We start from the raw sequence: 15,518 nt of genomic DNA on the forward strand, positions 1-15,518 counted from the left end.
TGCCATGAACGCTCCCGCCCTCGCCATTACCGACCTCTCACTGTCGTTCGGTGGAATCCAGGCTTTGGACAAGCTCTCCTTCGACGTTGCGCCCCAGAGTATTTGCGGTCTCATCGGCCCAAACGGGGCCGGCAAGACCAGCGCATTCAACATCATGAGCCGCATTTATCAACCCAGTAGCGGTTCCATCGAATTGTTCGGCGAACTGGACCTCCTCGCCGTACCCGTTCACAGGATTCCGGAACTCGGCGTCGCCCGCACGTTCCAGGAAATTGCATTATTTCCTTCACTGTCCGTACTCGACAACGTCACTGTCGGCGTGCGCCTCGAGCAGAAAGCAAGCTGGATCCGCACAGCGGTCGGAATCGGTGCCAGGGCACGCGAAATGCAATCTCAGGAAAAGGCCTTCGCAATCCTCGAAGATTTGGGACTGTCACATCTGGCAGGGTCCATGGCAGCAGATCTGCCGATCGGAACACTGAAACGGGTTGAGCTTGCTCGAGCGTTGGCGTCCGATCCGAGAATTTTGCTACTGGACGAGCCTGCAAACGGGTTGATCCACAGCGAAGTTCACGAACTTGCAGCTGATCTGTCGCAGATCAAGGAGCGACTCGACCTCACAGTGCTTCTCGTCGAGCACCACATGGGAATGGTGACAAGCGTGTGTGACCACGTTGTCGTGCTCGATCGTGGCCGAAAGATCGCCGACGGCCTTCCGAAGGACGTCACAAGCGACCCGCGCGTGATCGAAGCGTATCTAGGAAAGTGGGGACAATGAGCAGCTTTCTCGAAGTTCGTGGACTCTCTGCACGATACGGACAGTTACCGGTACTGCACGGCGTCGATCTTTCTGTCGAGCAGGGTGAGATCGTCGTTCTACTCGGCGCAAACGGCGCCGGGAAGACAACCACGTTGCGTGCGCTGTGCAGCCTCGTGTCGACCTCTGGCAGCGCAATTTTCGACGGCACAGAACTAGTCGGAAAGTCGACTCGCAGCATCGTTCGCCGCGGCGTTGCGATGGTTCCGCAAGGCCGAGGGACTTTCAAGGACCTGACGGTTCTCGACAACCTGTACGCCGGCGCGTATCTGCGAAAAGGCCGAGCCGAGATCAGTGCCGACATCGCGATGTGGTTCGAACGGTTTCCACGGTTGGCCGAGCGTCGTGAGCAGAAATCCGGAACGTTGAGCGGAGGCGAGCAACAGATGCTCGCTGTCGCCAGGGCAATGATGTCCCGCCCCCGCTTGCTCCTACTAGACGAACCGTCTCTCGGGCTCGCACCGCTGGTCGTCCAAGAGCTCTTCAATCTCCTCTCCACGATCAACAAGGATTTGAACACGTCGATGCTTGTGGTCGAACAAAGCGCGGAACTGGCCCTTGCAATCGCAGACCGCGGCTACGTCCTCGAAGCCGGTCACACCGTGCTGTCCGGATCGGCCACCGAACTGCAGAGCCACGACGGTGTCCGCCAAGCCTATCTGGGGTTATGACATGACTACTTCCACAAGCATTCTCGCGGCCGGAAGTGATCCGGCAAGCATCTTGACAACGGTGTCGACCGGATTGTCCAACGGAGCTTTGTACGCACTGTTGGCCATAGCACTGGTCACAGTGTTTCGCACCACCGGCCACCTCAACTTCGCGCAAGGTGAATTTGCAATGCTCTCGGCATTGCTGTCGTTCAGTTTGATCGCTGCTGGACTTCCGATCTGGGTCGCGATCATCGCCTCGATGGTGATCTCCGCAGTTGCCAGTGCGGCGATTCAGTACTTCATCATGCGGCCACTCGAAAAGCGCGGACACGCAGCGGCATTGATCGCTGTCCTCGGACTCTTCCTCTTTGCCAACGCTTTCGGCGGGGTGGTGTGGGGCGTCGACAACAAAACGCCACTTGCTCCGTTCCCCGACGGTGTCGACGACCGGATCACCGTTCTCGATGGAACTCCACCATTCACACTGAGCTACATCACCATAGGCATCTGGCTGACGCTGGCTGCTCTGCTGGTGTTCCTCTGGCTGTTGCTCTCCAAGACCAAACTCGGATTGGCATATCGCGCCGTCATCTCGAACCGATCGTCTGCCGCCCTCGTGGGAATTCCCGTGGCTGCAACCTTCGCACTCGGGTGGGCTCTAGCCGCTGTGCCGGGAACTCTTGCAGGCGTTATGACGTCACAAGCTGCAAGCGCGCTGAGTTTCACGATGATGGCCAACGTCCTGATCTACGGATTCACTGCGGCATGTGTCGGCGGCTTCGACAGCTTTGGCGGGGCCGTGGTGGGTGGATTGCTGGTTGGACTTGTGGAATCCGTTGTGCCTTCGATATTTCCCGCTATCGGAGCCCAGTCCGGATTGGCACTTGCGCTGGTCATGCTCCTGGTGGTCCTCACTGTTCGCCCACAAGGCCTCTTCGGCCGCAAGGAGGTTGCGCGAGTATGACCGCGACCGCATTTCCCTCGTCATTGCGCGCACCGAGTTCACGACGGACACTGATCGTCGGGACTCTCGTCTACCTCATCGCAGTACTGGGCGCGGTGGTGTTCGTCCCCGACGCAAAGATACTCCAGTTGGCGACTGCGCTGGCATATGCATTGGCCATCCTCGGACTCAACCTTGTCTCCGGATATGCCGGGCAAATTTCCTTGGGCCACAGCGCATTCTTCGGTATCGGCGCTTACACCAGCACCATCTTGGTGACCGATCACGGACTGTCGATTATCGCTACCCTACCCGTCGGCGCACTCATCGGATTTGTCGTCGGAATAGTCGCCGGCCTTCCAGCCCTTCGACTGAAAGGGCACTACCTCGGACTAGTCACCCTGAGCTTCGCGGTGGTATTTCCCTTGCTGATCACACGATTCGGATCGCTGACCGGTGGAGTGAACGGCAAACTGCTTCACTCTGCCTGGGTCATTCCCGACGGCGTACCCGACTTCATCACACAGACTTCGATCAATTTTGTTGTTGTCGCGGCAGTGACAGGCATCGGCATTCTCATCTGCCGCAACTTTGCAAAGTACGGACCGGCCCGAACACTGACGGCCATCCGTGACAACGAAACAGCAGCAGCCACAAGTGGAATCAATCTTTCCCGACAGAAGACCATCGCATTTGCCGTCAGCGCCGCATTCGCGGCGGTGGGTGGGTCCATGTTCGTGCTCGTCACCGGTGTCGTCGCGCCCGAGACGTTTGGTGTCTTCTTGGGAATTCAGCTCTTGACCGGTCTGCTAATCGGCGGATCCGGCACGCTGATCGGACCGTTGATCGGCGGCCTGGTTCTCGCTTTCCTACCGACGTACACCGCAGACCTGATCGGCGGATCGGGCGCGAACATGATCTATGGCGCCCTGCTCGTGGCCTTGATGTTCTTGATGCCCACCGGTATCGCCGGCGGCGCAGCGGCTCTGTACTCACGAATCACGAAGCGACGCCGTCCCATACCCGCCGATCACGATTCCACACGGCCTGGCATCGCCCCCGCTACCGTACCGACCGAGTCCCGAGGAGGCGCTCATGTATGACGTCAACGACACACTGTTCATCAGCGTTCCTGCCGAAGAAGACCAAGAGAATCCGTGGCTCCGCGGCGCGTGGAGACCACAGGGCAAGGAATACGCCGTCAGCGGCGACGAACTGACGATCATCGGTTCCATCCCGGAAGAATTGGATGGCATCTACGTCCGCAACACACACAACAACGCAACCACACCTACCGGGATCTATCATCCATTCGACGGCGACGGCATGCTTCACGCCATTCGCTTTCGTGACGGCACATGCGAGTACCGGAACGCCTTCGTCCGTACCACAGGGTTCTTGGCCGAGCAGGGGGCAAAGAAGGCTCTGTGGCCGGGAATTCTCCAGCCTCAGGAGTACCAACGTCGAGGCTGGGGATCGATGGGGTCGATGAAGGACAATGCCGGTACCGACGTCATCGCCCACGCCGGTCATCTGATTGCCACGATGTCGCAAGGAAGTGAGCCTTGGTGTTTGAGCCCGGACACCCTGGAAACCCTTGGTCCAAACAAGAATTGGGCGAAACTTGTCCCCGACGGATTGTCGTCGCACTACAAGGTGGACAACGCCACCGGCGAGATGACGTTCTTCAATTATCCACAGAAGGCTCCGTTCATGAACTACGGAGTAGTCAACAAGGCAGACAATCTCGTTCACTACGTGCCGATCGAACTACCCGGCCCACGATGGCCCCACGACCTCGGTATGACCGAGCACTATTCGATTCTCCACGACCTGCCGTACTTCTTCGACGAGGAACTACTGAAGAAAGGAATCCACAAAGGTTCGTTCCACGACGACATTCCAGCGCGATTCGGTGTTATCCCCCGCTACGGAACCAGCGCCGATGTTCGTTGGTTCGAAGCAAAGCCCTGCTGGGTCATGCATCTGTCCAATTGTTTCGAAGACGGCGACTGGGTAGTACAGGATGGATGCATCTGGGACAACCTTGTGAAACCTCCTGTCGGAGTTGAAGAAGATGCCCACGCGATCTACGCCCGTATCCGTAGAAACGTCGACATGCATCCCACCGGCGCGCATCTCTATCGCTGGATGTTCAACATGGTCACCGGAGAGGTCAGAGAGTTTCCCCTCGACGACGAAGTGAGTGAGTTCCCCGTCATCAGCAACGACGTGGTCGGACGCCCGTACCGGTACTCGTACAACGCCTTGTTCGAAAAGGGCGAATGGCATCTGAACGGCCTCAAACGTTACGACCTGCACACCGGAAATGCCGTCCGCCTGGAATTCGGGCCTGGCCGATGGGGCAGTGAGCCCGCAATCGCGCGTCCGGCAGGTTCTAGCGCAGAAGACGACGGCTACTGCATAGTTTTCATCACCGACTTGATTCAGGATCGCTCCGAATGCGTTATCTATCGTGCAGACGATCTGACCGGCGATCCGGTGTGCACGGTCATTCTCCCCGAACGGATTTCAGTGGGCACCCATTCCTGCTGGGTCGAAGGTGACCGTATCGCCGGCGAAGGGCGCGCAGCACGATGACAGACATCGTTTTTGTCCCGGGGCTCAATAACGACGCCTTGGTCTGGGACCGTGTAATCAACGCACTTCCGACAACACTGCGCGCAACAGCCGTGAATGTTCCCGCAATCGGTGATGTCGACAAGATCGCCGCAGCACTCGCAGTCGATCTACCCGATCAGTTCTTCCTTGTCGGGCATTCCTTCGGAGGAGTGGTCGCCATGGCGCTTCTCGAGTACTGCCCGGAGCGCATTTCCGGGGTGGCACTGGTGAACACGCCACAGGGAACCGATGACGAAGCCACCGCAACGGCCCGATTGGACAAGGCAGAACGTGCGTTGGCCGGTGAATTCGAGAACTTCGCGATGGGCCGCGTCGATCTCGTATTCCACGCGGACAACGCCGAAGATCCCGATGTCTTGACGGAACGGCTCCGCGGAGTGCGTGCTTACGGTCCTCAGCGATACAGCGCGCACAGTGCCGCGATAGCCTCTCGCCCCGACCGGACTGAGCTGCTACTCGCCACTGAAGTTCCGCTTGCCGTGATTGCCGCAGAATCCGACCTTGTTGTACCACCAGGCGAACAGCAGGCTCTTGCCGATCGAGTAGGGGCGACCTTCGCCGGCATTCCCCACGCTGCCCACATGTTGCCCGCGGAGGAACCCGAGGCGCTCGCCCGGGCACTGACGAAGTGGATCGACTCCGTGGATACCACCGACACACACCACTCCGTGGATACCACCGACACACACCCAGGAGAGAAATGATCGCCGCATACACCGGCACCATCGACTACACCGTCCACGGAAGCGGGACAACCACCGTATTCATGCTTCACGGAGCCTACGGCGACGGCAGCTATTTCGCTAATACTGCAACGGTTCTCGCTGATGCAGGCTACCGAGTCGTCGTCTGGAATTGTCCCGGATACGGCATGACCCCGCCAGCGCAGACTCCGTCCATCACGACGTTCTCCGCAGCAGCGACGTCGCTGGTTCAGTCAGAAGCTACGGCCGTCAACGTCCTGCTCGGCCACTCCATGGGCGCGCTCATCGCACCCTTGACCGCCAACAACGAACCACTCGTCGATGCTGTTGTCCTGTCCGGAGCATCAGCGGGTTTTGCTTCGCGCACTCCGGAAGACCAGAAGCGATACCTGGCCGAACGGCTCGAACCGATCGAGAACGGACAGACCGTCGCAGAGTATGTGCGTCCATTGCTCGATTCGATGATGGGGCCGACTGCCTCCGGACCGCTCGTGGACAAGGTCCGCGAAGCCATCCTCGCCATGCGAACCGGTACCTTCGCCAATTCGATCCGCGCTATCGCGTCGTACGACGGCCGTGAGGCTCTCGACAATCTGGCGGTCCCGACCTTGCTCCTGGCGGGAACCGTGGACACGGCCTGTCCGGTCGCCGGTATGCGGGCGATGGCCGAGCGCATCGAGGATTCCGAAATTCACGAACTCGAGGGCGTTGGACACTACGGTTTCGCGGAACGCCCCGACGAATTCCACGGACACCTACTGGACTTCTTGGGCAGACGACTCCCGAAGGAGAACTGACTATGCTGCAATCGGATCCGACAGTCTTCGCCCGCGCCGTCGAAACGGCCCGACTCCCTCGCGTGCACACGCTGATCGACGGCATGTTCGTCGACGGCGGCGGCCAGATATTCTCCGACGTGTTTCCGGCAACCGGCACTCAGATCGCCGAAGTCCGATCCTCGTCACCAGGTCAGGTATCGGATGCAGTGAGCGCAGCGCGTCAAGCCTTTCCTGCCTGGGCGGACAGTTCTGCGACGACACGTGCCGCCATCCTGGACCGCGCCGCGGACACAATGCTTCGCGACATGGACCGGCTGACGGCATTGGTCACCCTCGACAACGGAAAGACCTCACCGGAAGCAAGTTTCGACGTGGTCAATTCGACCTCGTTGACCAAGTCGGCGGCAGGGTGGGCAAGCAGGATGAGGGGCTCCACCCTGCCGCTCGGTGACGGGTACGTGGAGATGACATGGCGTGAACCTGTGGGCGTCGTGGCCATCTTCATGCCCTTCAATGCACCATTGATGTTCTGCGCGATGAAGATCGCTGCCGCCATCGCGATGGGCAACACCGTTGTGGTCAAGTCGCCGGAGAAGAGTCCGCTGGCTGCAATCGCATTTGCCGAATACCTCGTCGAGGCCGGCCTGCCGAACGGAGTGGTCAACATCGTGCAGGGATTCGCGGACGTCGGGACCGCATTGGTCTCGTCGCCGGAGGTGGACATGGCCTCTTTCACCGGAAGCAGCACCGTCGGGGCGCGCGTCGGATCCGATTCGGTGGCCGGACTCAAACGCGTTCTCCTCGAGTTGGGCGGCAAGTCTGCGAACATCATCTTCGACGACGCACCGTTCGACAGTGCGGTCGAGGGGTCCGTCGGCGCGATCTTCCGCAACTCCGGACAACGATGTTTCTCCGGATCGAGAATTCTCGTACAGGAGAATATCGCCGATCGTTTCATCGAATCGCTTGTGGCCAAGACTCGTTCACTGCGAGTCGGTGATCCGTTCGACCCGAACAGCGATATCGGATCGTTGATCACCGCCCAGGACGTCTCCCGAGTCCGCAGCATCGTGCGAGACGCGGAAGAAGCAGGTGCAAAAGTCTTGTGCGGTGGCGATTCACCCACCGGAGCAACTCCCGAGTCTGGGTACTTTCTGCCGACGGTGATCGACGTCGGCGACCTCACCGATCTGGCGATCCTGCGGGAGGAGACTTTCGGTCCGGTCGTGACGGTGCAGAGATTCACCGACACGAACCACGCGATAGATATCGCCAATACGTCCGAATACGGCCTCGCCGGTGGATGCTGGACCAGCGACCTCGCGAAGGCCCTCACCGTGGCCCGACGCATCGAGACGGGCTACTTCTGGATCAACTCCTATGCCGCCGCCGCCGGACCGGAATCCACTATCGGTGGGCGCAAGTCATCAGGATTCGGCACTGAAAAGGGGGAGGACGGAATGCTCGCCTACACGGCGATCAAAACGGTCATCATGTCCGAATCATCAACTGGAACAGTAATTCCCATGGGAGGCCGCTGACATGTCGCACTACCACCGATGCCGAGGCGCAGTCACCACCGGACCCGATCAGCCACTTCGAATCGTCGAGATCGAGGTGCCGGCACCTCAGGCCGACGAGGTGCTGATCAAAGTCACCGCGTGCGGGCTGTGCCACAGCGATCTTCACTACATGGACGGCTCGTCCGGGGTGGACTATCCGTATCTCGTGGGGCATGAGATCAGCGGCGTGGTCCACGAGATCGGTCCAGAAGTCGTGGACCTCACGGTGGGCGATCAAGTGGTGGTGGCGCTGATCGTGTCGTGCGGCGAGTGTGTCGACTGCAAGCGAGGTCGCGGTGTCCGCTGCGTGAACAAGATGCCGCGCCATCGGGCTCCCCGCCTACCCGACGGCACAGAGCTGACACCGGTCCTCGGGGCCGGCGGCCTCGCCGAGTTGGTCCTGATGAACAGGCAGCACGTCGCCTTACGCCCACTCTCTCTCGATGCTGGTTTGAGTGCGCTTCTCGGCTGTGGGGTGCCAACCGGATTCGGCGCAGCGGTCAACACCGGTGAGGTCACTGCCGGTGACAGGGTCGCAGTCATCGGTTGTGGTGGGGTCGGACTCAGCGCGATCGCCGGCGCACAGGCGGCCGGGGCCGCCCACGTCACGGCCTTCGACTTCGAACCCGCCAAACGTGCATTTGCATCGGAGTTCGGCGCCGATGTCACCGTCGACGGTGCGCACTGGGCCCGGCGACCGGAGCTGTTGTCGAGCTTCGACATCGTCATCGACGCGGTCGGCGGCGACGGACCACTACAACAGGCGATTGCGCTGACGCGTCCCGGCGGTCGGATCGTCGCGCCAGGGGCACCTCGATCCGACGAAATCAGCGCTGTTGCGTTGCGCCCTGTCTTTCTCAAGCGACTCGAATATCACGTCTCGCACTGGGGTGATTGTGTCCCGAGCCGCGACTTTCCGAGGATCGCTCGGCTGGTGTCCGAGGGCAGCTTTCCACTAGAGAAGTATCGGAGTGAAATTGTCGATCTCGACGGCGCAGCCGAGGCCTACGAGCGTCTACGCCGGGGAGAAGTCCTCCGATCCATCGTGATGATGTGAGTGCGCTTCCGGCACAGTCACCCGGGGTTAGTCTTCAGACGTCCGATGACTTGCTACCATAGGCCCATTCGACTCGAGAGGTAGCAATGTCCGACGACCACAGTGGTTTCGTACTGCGCAGCGGTCCTCTGGTGCCGCAAATAGAACAGATCTTCCGGTCGAAGATCCGCCAATCGGAGTGGTTGCCGACGCAGCGAATTCCGAGCGAGGCGGCCCTTGCCGTCGAACTCGGCGTCGGGCGTTCCTCGATTCGCGAGGCAATCCGCCTCCTCGCTCGCGACGGGCTACTCGAAGTCCGACACGGCGTCGGCACCTTCGTGGCTGCCGCGTCCGAACTCGAGCACGTCGACGAATTCACCAAACTGCTTCGACGCTCACGCATCCTGGAGGTCTTCGAAGTCCGTCGCGCACTCGAGATCGAGGCCGCCAGACTGGCCGCGGAGCGGGTACAACCCGAGGACCTCGACGGCCTGCGGCGGCGACTGACCATGCGACACAGTCATTTCGAGGGGGACGTTGAAAAGTTCGTCGACGTCGACCTCGACTTCCACACCGAAGTCGTTCGGTTGTCCGGAAACGCGGTTCTACTCTCGCTGTTCACGTCGGTGCGTCCACTCCTTCGTGAATCCCTCGTCGAGATGATGGCCCACGAGGCCGGCGTCCCCGACACCTCACATGCCCATGATCAGTTGGTCGAGGCCCTTCAAGACGCCGACCCAGAAGCCGCGGTAGCGGCAACCCGAGCAAATATCGACACCGTCTTACGGCGGTTGCGTGTGCTCGACGCCTAAGAGAGGTTAGTTCTCGTGCAACACCCCAACGGCACAGTTCTGTCGACCGAACACGTGGATCTCGTCCGCGACGGCCGATACTTGTTGAAAGACATCAACATTTCGATCGAACCCGGGCAACACTGGGTACTCCTCGGCGCGAACGGTGCAGGCAAGAGCACCCTCCTGAGCCTTCTCGGAGCAACCGCCCACCCGACTCGCGGTTCCGTTTACGTCCTCGGGCACAAGCTGGGCCGAGTCGACATGAGGGAACTGCGGATGGACATCGGGCACGTGAACCCGCGTCACACGATCGGAATTCCGATCACCGTCCGCAACGTCGTGATCACCGGCCTCACCAACACCACCGAGGTAATGCCGCGGTGGTCACCGACGCCGGAGCAAGAGGCTCATGCCGACGCACTGATCGATCTACTCGGGATGAGTCCGCGTTCGGACGCACTGTGGCCCAACTTGTCCCAGGGCGAACGGGGGCGAGCCCTGATCGCCCGTGCACTCATGGTGGAACCACGCCTGCTCCTGCTCGACGAACCGGCGACCGGGCTCGATCTTGCTGCGCGCGAACAGCTCTTGACGGCTCTGGACGATCTCCGCAATCAGAACCCGTCACTTGCCAGCATCCTCGTGACGCATCACATCGAAGAGATTCCGAGCACCACCACACATGCTCTCCTGATCAAGGACGGCGTCGTGACCGCCAGCGGCCTCGCCGAGAATGTGATCACCACCCAGAACATCAGCGAGTGCTTCTCGCATCCCATCGAGATCGAGCGTCGTGGTGGTCGGTGGAATGCTCAGTCGCGGCCACGCGAAAGAGTGTGACCGACAGTAGTTTCAGAGACGTCTGGCGCCGGGCCCCTCCCGGCCCAGTTCGTCTCCAGGGTTGAGCAGGTTGCATGTCTTGAGTGACAGACACCCACAGCCGATACAGCCCGTCAGTTCGTCCTGCATCCGGCTGATGGCCTGCTTGCGATCCTCGAGGCGCTGATTCCACTCCGTCGAAATCTTGCGCCAGTCCTTCTTCGTCGGCGTTCGCCCCTGCGGCAACGACCCGAATACTTCGGCGACTTCGGCCAGAGGTATCCCGAACCTGACTGCCAACTGGATCAGCGACACCCGCCGGATCGAGTGGCGCGGGAACTTCCTCATATTTCCTGCCGTCCGCTCCGCAGGAACCAGACCGAGTGTTTCGTAGTAGCGCACCGCCGACACGGCGACGCCGGTGCGCGCCGATACCTCACCGATCGAGAGAAGTTCGTCACTCTTACGGATCATTCTGCCTCCCAATGGCTGCGCGACATTGACCTGAAGCGCACTTGAGATTCTACCTTCGACAACATGCACTCCCCCACCGATGCTCCCGCCGGAACCTGGCGGCAGCTCCTGAGCGGTCGATACCTCGGCACCGCTACCGTCCTCGCAGGCGGCGTCGCGCTGTACGCGACCAACGTCTACCTGACGACCAGCCTGCTTCCGACTGCCATCGACGACATCGGCGGTCAGCAGTACTACGCCTGGACCGCGACGGTCTTCCTCATCGCTTCCGTCATCTCCTCGATGTTGGTCACCAACGTCCTCGCCGCCAGGGGACCGCGCGGGGCCTACCTGATCGGCCTCGCGATCTTCGCGCTCGGCACCGTCGTCTGTGCGGTCAGCCCGACCATGGAATTGCTGTTGGTCGGCCGCACGATCCAGGGTTCGGGAGGTGGCCTGCTGGCTGGTCTCGGTTACGCCGTCATCAATGCCGCGCTCCCCAGACATCTGTGGACCCGCGGGGCCGCGCTGGTTTCGGCAATGTGGGGAGTCGGCACCTTCGCCGGCCCTGCAATCGGCGGCGTCTTTGCTCAATTCGGAGCCTGGCGATGGGCTTTCGGCGTTCTGGTTGTCGCGACGATCGCAGTCGCAGCTCTCGTCCCCAGCGCGCTACCGGCACATGAACCGGGCAGCACGACCAGTAGCCCGGTGCCGGTCCTCTCCCTGGCATTGCTGACTGCGGCAGCCTTGCTGGTCAGCGTTGCCGGAATTCTGTCCAACCTCGCAGTGACCGCAGCAATGGTTCTCGTCGCTGTGCTGCTACTGATCGCCTTTGTCGCCGCTGACCGTCGCTCGCGCCACGGCGTACTACCGCCATCGACGTTCAACGCGTCGTCGCTCAAATGGGTGTACCTGACCATCGTCGTCCTCGCTGTTGCGTCGACCGTCGAGACGTTCATTCCACTCTTCGGCCAACGACTTGCCGGACTGGCACCGCTCGCGGCCGGATTCCTCGGGGCCGCACTCGCTCTCGGCTGGACTCTCGGCGAAATCCCGAGCGCCTCGGCGACTACCCCTCGTATCGTGCGACGAATCGTTGTCAGCGGTCCGATCCTCGTCGCGATCGGGTTGGGCATCATGGCAGCATTTCTCACGGAGCACGCCGGCGCCGGTGCGATGGTCGCGTGGGTGATCGGACTGCTGGTCGCCGGCGTCGGAATCGGCATCGCCTGGCCCCATCTTGCAGTCGGTGCGATGACCGCGGTCACCGATCCCGGAGAAGGTGCGCGTGCCTCCGCTGCCATCAACACCGTTCAGCTGATCGCCAATGCCTTCGGCGCAGCCCTGGCCGGAGTGCTGGTGAACATAGGCGAACCGTCGACGCTTCGTTCTGCGCAATTGCTTCTCCTCACCTTCGCCGCTATCGCGATCATCGGCATTGCCGTGGCAGCTCGCGCGCTTCCGCGAACGCCCGACAAAATCGACAGCCCCGAAATCGTTCACGACGCTCGCTAAACTGTGGAAAACCCACACGGAGGAGTTGGCCAGTGACAGAACCGGATCCGGGCACAGTGGAAACCGACTTCCCGAAAACGGGAGCTCCCGCACAGCGCGCGCTGATCGGAGCGGGCTACACCCATCTCGCGCAATTGACGTCCGTGTCCGAGAAGGAACTCGGCGCTCTGCACGGGATGGGACCGAAGGCTCTGAGGATTCTGCGTGAAGCACTCGCCGAACGCGGCCTGAGCTTCGCCGACTGAGCTCTCACATCAGACCAGGCTCGCCCGAACCTGGTTGCCACCTTCGCGCTTCGCTTCGTACATCACCGTGTCCGCGACGCGGAAGAGTTCGGCAAAGACTTCGTCGACGGACTCACCCGGATGCCGGGGCGCGGTGCGGACCGCCATTCCGATGCTCGCGCTCGTCGGTGGATCATCGGTCGCCCCGTCCATTGCCGAGCGGATCTGTCCTTCCAGCCTCGCTATCACGCTGACCGGCACCCGCTCGACCACGACGAACTCGTCACCGCCCACGCGGGCGGTCAGTGCAGCTTTGGTTGTCCACAGGCGAATACGCAGCGCCGTTCGCAGGATCGTGCTGTCCCCAACGTCGTGGCCGTAAACGTCGTTGATCGTCTTGAATCGGTCGAGATCGATCACCACTACGAGAACCGCGTCGGCCTCGGTCACCGGAGGCCCCATCAGATCCTTCACACGACGCGAAAGTCCGCGACGGTTGAGCAGACCGGTCAACGGGTCGATGTCGGAAGTAGTGGCGTCGGATCCCAGAACTGCCAGAACCATTTGGGACACCACGGGAATCACAATGATGGTGGCCATCACGACCGCGATTTTCGCCAACCCCAAGCCGACGTCCGCTGCTGGTCCGAACAACAAAGTCCACCCCGAAAGCACCGTGACAATCGAGGCGAAGACCAAGTGACCGACTTGGAGTTTCGGATTGTGGAAGAACGCAATATAGCCGCCGATCGACGCAAACACGACGCACGCGATGAGCCGTCCCATCGGTTCCGAGTCGGTTGCGGCGGCCGCCGCAATCGCAACGTCGGAACCCACGACAAAGGTGTACGACCACAGCGGCGTCGGCGGAAACAACCACCAGATCAGGGCCGCGCCGACGCACAGGACTATGACCATGAGATTGACCGCTCGCCAGAACGTACCTTGCGGACCGACGTCACTGAATCGCGCCGACAGCAACACCAACCCCATCCAGAGTGCCGTTCCGCCGACCAGCGCCCGGCAGGAAGTCAAGAACCCGCGGTCTTCGAGGTACCTGCTGAAACTATGGAACTGGTCCGGCAACTGCCACCAGCGCATGACAACTTCGACGAAACCCTTCATCGCCGGTCAGCCGATGCAGGTCTGCAACTTTCGGGCACACTTCGACGTAGCGGACAAGCTGATTTCCCCCCGGAGCACACTGGCATATCCGGCAGCATAGTCAGCTGCAGCAGACAAACCAACCGTTCCGCCGGATTAGCAATCGGGCCTATACCCAGCCCCCTCGGCTACTACTCAGCAAGGATTTGAGTAGCGCTTCGCCCTCCCTGTCATCTCGATCAAACGCAGTCACATCGATCAGCTCAGTGCGTCGTAGGCAGCCGATACGTACTGCGCCGATCTCTCGGAACCGAGCAGGCCCGGCCCCATCTTGTTCATCACGTACGAGAAGGTCATGCGCTTCTCGGTGTCGATGATGATCTGCGAGCCACCCCAACCTCCCCAGAAGCAGATTCGCCCCTCCGGAATGAACGGGACGGACTCCGGCGTCGGCAATCCGAATCCGACGCCGAAGCGGACCGGCACACCGAGGACGAGGTCGACCCCGTACGACTGCTCCTCGAAGATCTTGTCGATCGTTTCCTCCGACAGCAGGCGAACGTCACCGACCTTGCCACCGCACGCAATCACCGATTGGATCCTTGCGAGCGCCCTCGCATTCGAATGACCGTTGGCCGCACCGATCTCGGCGGCTCGCCACCCGTCGGTCCACGAACCTGTCGCGTCGGCCGGCGGCGCGGTGAAGGTCTTCACCATGATGTTGTCCATCCCGAGTGCCGCGATGTCGATCGGCAACGGCGGTGGCGCAATCACATTCGAGACTCGCCCGTATTCGGACTTCGGCAAGCCCAGGCGGAAATCAGCATCGAGCGGACCGGCTATTTCCTCGTCGATGAAGCGGCCGAGGGTTCGACCGTCGATGCGCCTGACGACCTCGCCGATCAGGTGGCCGTAGTTGAGGGCGTGATATCCGGATGCGGTACCCGGCTCCCACCACGGAGCCTGCGTCGCCAACCGGGCTGTGGCGTACGCGTCGTCGCAAATGTTCTCCAAGGTGAACGGTTGATCCCACCCCGAAACGCCTGATGTGTGCGACAACAGTTGCCGGACCTGAATACGGTCCTTACCCGCTGCTGCGAACTCGGGCCAGTACTGCGCGACCGGGGCATCGAGATCCAGCAACCCGCGGTCGACGAGCATGAGCGCGGCCAGTGCGGTCACGGTCTTGCTGCAGGACCAGACGTTGGTGACTGTGTCGCGGGCCCAAGGAGCAGTGTGCTCGACGTCGACCCAACCGCCCCACATGTCGACGACGGATTCGCCGTCGATCGTCAGTGCGATCGCTGCCCCGACGTCCTCGCCGGAATCGAGATTGCGTGCCAGCGCCTCCTTCAAGCCAGAGAATCGCTGGTCACATACGCCTTCGATGTTCGCCACTGACAGCCTCCACAGGAAAGTTAAAACTTGACGTCAACTTCAACTGGGTTGAGTATGTGTCCGATTTACCTGTG

At 61.1% G+C, this 15,518-nt stretch carries 16 protein-coding genes; 13 read left to right on the top strand and 3 right to left on the bottom strand.

From position 1 onward, the window contains the following. The first annotated feature begins 4 nt into the window (after positions 1–4). The 11 genes from H7C86_RS17675 (at position 5) to H7C86_RS17725 (ending at position 10,771) form a co-directional block, all read left to right on the top strand. The gene (locus tag H7C86_RS17675) at positions 5–778 is read left to right on the top strand and encodes an ABC transporter ATP-binding protein (protein ID WP_042446319.1); all 774 of its coding nucleotides are present in this window, start codon (positions 5–7) and stop codon (positions 776–778) included. Continuing rightward, positions 775–1,488, top strand: coding sequence for an ABC transporter ATP-binding protein (locus tag H7C86_RS17680; protein WP_033233641.1), 714 nt, complete (start codon positions 775–777; stop codon positions 1,486–1,488). The genes H7C86_RS17675 and H7C86_RS17680 overlap by 4 nt, the downstream gene beginning before the upstream one ends. A 1-nt stretch (position 1,489) precedes the next feature. Continuing rightward, positions 1,490–2,434, top strand: coding sequence for a branched-chain amino acid ABC transporter permease (locus tag H7C86_RS17685; RefSeq protein WP_051730416.1), 945 nt, complete (start codon positions 1,490–1,492; stop codon positions 2,432–2,434). Continuing rightward, complete coding sequence (locus H7C86_RS17690) at positions 2,431–3,516, top strand: branched-chain amino acid ABC transporter permease (protein WP_182261929.1); 1,086 nt, start codon at positions 2,431–2,433, stop codon at positions 3,514–3,516. The genes H7C86_RS17685 and H7C86_RS17690 overlap by 4 nt, the downstream gene beginning before the upstream one ends. After that, a complete protein-coding gene (locus H7C86_RS17695; RefSeq protein WP_182261930.1) occupies positions 3,509–5,014 on the top strand; it encodes a carotenoid oxygenase family protein in 1,506 nt (501 codons plus the stop codon). The genes H7C86_RS17690 and H7C86_RS17695 overlap by 8 nt, the downstream gene beginning before the upstream one ends. Then, positions 5,011–5,760, top strand: a complete 750-nt coding sequence (locus H7C86_RS17700) for an alpha/beta fold hydrolase (RefSeq protein ID WP_182261931.1) — start codon at positions 5,011–5,013, stop codon at positions 5,758–5,760. The genes H7C86_RS17695 and H7C86_RS17700 overlap by 4 nt, the downstream gene beginning before the upstream one ends. Next, entirely contained in the window at positions 5,757–6,557 is an 801-nt protein-coding gene (locus tag H7C86_RS17705) for an alpha/beta fold hydrolase (RefSeq protein WP_182261932.1), read from the top strand. The genes H7C86_RS17700 and H7C86_RS17705 overlap by 4 nt, the downstream gene beginning before the upstream one ends. Before the next feature lie 2 nt (positions 6,558–6,559). Beyond that, entirely contained in the window at positions 6,560–8,080 is a 1,521-nt protein-coding gene (locus H7C86_RS17710) for an aldehyde dehydrogenase (protein ID WP_182261933.1), read from the top strand. 1 nt (position 8,081) lies between these two features. Then, positions 8,082–9,158 carry an alcohol dehydrogenase catalytic domain-containing protein gene (locus H7C86_RS17715; RefSeq protein ID WP_182261934.1) on the top strand — a complete coding sequence of 359 codons (1,077 nt, stop codon included), beginning with the start codon at positions 8,082–8,084 and terminating at the stop codon, positions 9,156–9,158. An 86-nt stretch (positions 9,159–9,244) separates the two neighbouring features. After that, complete coding sequence (locus tag H7C86_RS17720; protein WP_182261935.1) at positions 9,245–9,949, top strand: FadR/GntR family transcriptional regulator; 705 nt, start codon at positions 9,245–9,247, stop codon at positions 9,947–9,949. Between the two features lie 15 nt (positions 9,950–9,964). After that, positions 9,965–10,771 carry an ABC transporter ATP-binding protein gene (locus H7C86_RS17725; protein WP_020909438.1) on the top strand — a complete coding sequence of 269 codons (807 nt, stop codon included), beginning with the start codon at positions 9,965–9,967 and terminating at the stop codon, positions 10,769–10,771. Positions 10,772–10,783: 12 nt separating this feature from the next. Here the strand turns inward: H7C86_RS17725 and soxR are convergent, their stop codons facing one another. Continuing rightward, positions 10,784–11,224: a redox-sensitive transcriptional activator SoxR gene (soxR, locus tag H7C86_RS17730; protein WP_020909439.1), complete on the bottom strand. Its 441-nt coding sequence runs from the start codon at positions 11,222–11,224 to the stop codon at positions 10,784–10,786. A gap of 63 nt (positions 11,225–11,287) precedes the next feature. On the opposite strand from soxR, the gene H7C86_RS17735 reads away from it, so the two are divergent. Both H7C86_RS17735 and H7C86_RS17740 read left to right on the top strand, forming a co-directional pair. Next, entirely contained in the window at positions 11,288–12,718 is a 1,431-nt protein-coding gene (locus H7C86_RS17735; protein ID WP_069145434.1) for an MFS transporter, read from the top strand. Positions 12,719–12,750: 32 nt separating this feature from the next. Further along, complete coding sequence (locus tag H7C86_RS17740) at positions 12,751–12,963, top strand: hypothetical protein (protein ID WP_020971089.1); 213 nt, start codon at positions 12,751–12,753, stop codon at positions 12,961–12,963. Positions 12,964–12,972: 9 nt separating this feature from the next. Here H7C86_RS17740 and H7C86_RS17745 read toward each other — a convergent pair whose 3' ends face one another. Both H7C86_RS17745 and H7C86_RS17750 read right to left on the bottom strand, forming a co-directional pair. Continuing rightward, positions 12,973–14,067 carry a GGDEF domain-containing protein gene (locus H7C86_RS17745; RefSeq protein ID WP_042953148.1) on the bottom strand — a complete coding sequence of 365 codons (1,095 nt, stop codon included), beginning with the start codon at positions 14,065–14,067 and terminating at the stop codon, positions 12,973–12,975. Positions 14,068–14,304: 237 nt separating this feature from the next. Next, entirely contained in the window at positions 14,305–15,444 is a 1,140-nt protein-coding gene (locus H7C86_RS17750; RefSeq protein ID WP_020971091.1) for a serine hydrolase domain-containing protein, read from the bottom strand. Between the last annotated feature and the right edge of the window lie 74 nt (positions 15,445–15,518).

Source organism: Rhodococcus sp. UFZ-B548 (genome assembly GCF_903819475.1).
Classification (GTDB): Bacteria; Actinomycetota; Actinomycetes; order Mycobacteriales; family Mycobacteriaceae; genus Rhodococcus_F; species Rhodococcus_F erythropolis.

Excerpts from the sequence above, each read along its gene's own strand:
- H7C86_RS17710 (WP_182261933.1), top strand. The coding sequence starts at position 6,560 with ATGCTGCAATCGGATCCGACAGTCTTCGCCCGCGCCGTCGAAACGGCC.
- H7C86_RS17715 (WP_182261934.1), top strand. The coding sequence starts at position 8,082 with ATGTCGCACTACCACCGATGCCGAGGCGCAGTCACCACCGGACCCGAT.
- H7C86_RS17680 (WP_033233641.1), top strand. The coding sequence starts at position 775 with ATGAGCAGCTTTCTCGAAGTTCGTGGACTCTCTGCACGATACGGACAG.
- H7C86_RS17700 (WP_182261931.1), top strand. The coding sequence starts at position 5,011 with ATGACAGACATCGTTTTTGTCCCGGGGCTCAATAACGACGCCTTGGTC.
- H7C86_RS17690 (WP_182261929.1), top strand. The coding sequence starts at position 2,431 with ATGACCGCGACCGCATTTCCCTCGTCATTGCGCGCACCGAGTTCACGA.
- H7C86_RS17720 (WP_182261935.1), top strand. The coding sequence starts at position 9,245 with ATGTCCGACGACCACAGTGGTTTCGTACTGCGCAGCGGTCCTCTGGTG.
- H7C86_RS17675 (WP_042446319.1), top strand. The coding sequence starts at position 5 with ATGAACGCTCCCGCCCTCGCCATTACCGACCTCTCACTGTCGTTCGGT.
- soxR (WP_020909439.1), bottom strand. The coding sequence starts at position 11,224 with ATGATCCGTAAGAGTGACGAACTTCTCTCGATCGGTGAGGTATCGGCG.
- H7C86_RS17685 (WP_051730416.1), top strand. The coding sequence starts at position 1,490 with ATGACTACTTCCACAAGCATTCTCGCGGCCGGAAGTGATCCGGCAAGC.
- H7C86_RS17705 (WP_182261932.1), top strand. The coding sequence starts at position 5,757 with ATGATCGCCGCATACACCGGCACCATCGACTACACCGTCCACGGAAGC.
- H7C86_RS17735 (WP_069145434.1), top strand. The coding sequence starts at position 11,288 with ATGCACTCCCCCACCGATGCTCCCGCCGGAACCTGGCGGCAGCTCCTG.
- H7C86_RS17695 (WP_182261930.1), top strand. The coding sequence starts at position 3,509 with ATGTATGACGTCAACGACACACTGTTCATCAGCGTTCCTGCCGAAGAA.
- H7C86_RS17745 (WP_042953148.1), bottom strand. The coding sequence starts at position 14,067 with ATGAAGGGTTTCGTCGAAGTTGTCATGCGCTGGTGGCAGTTGCCGGAC.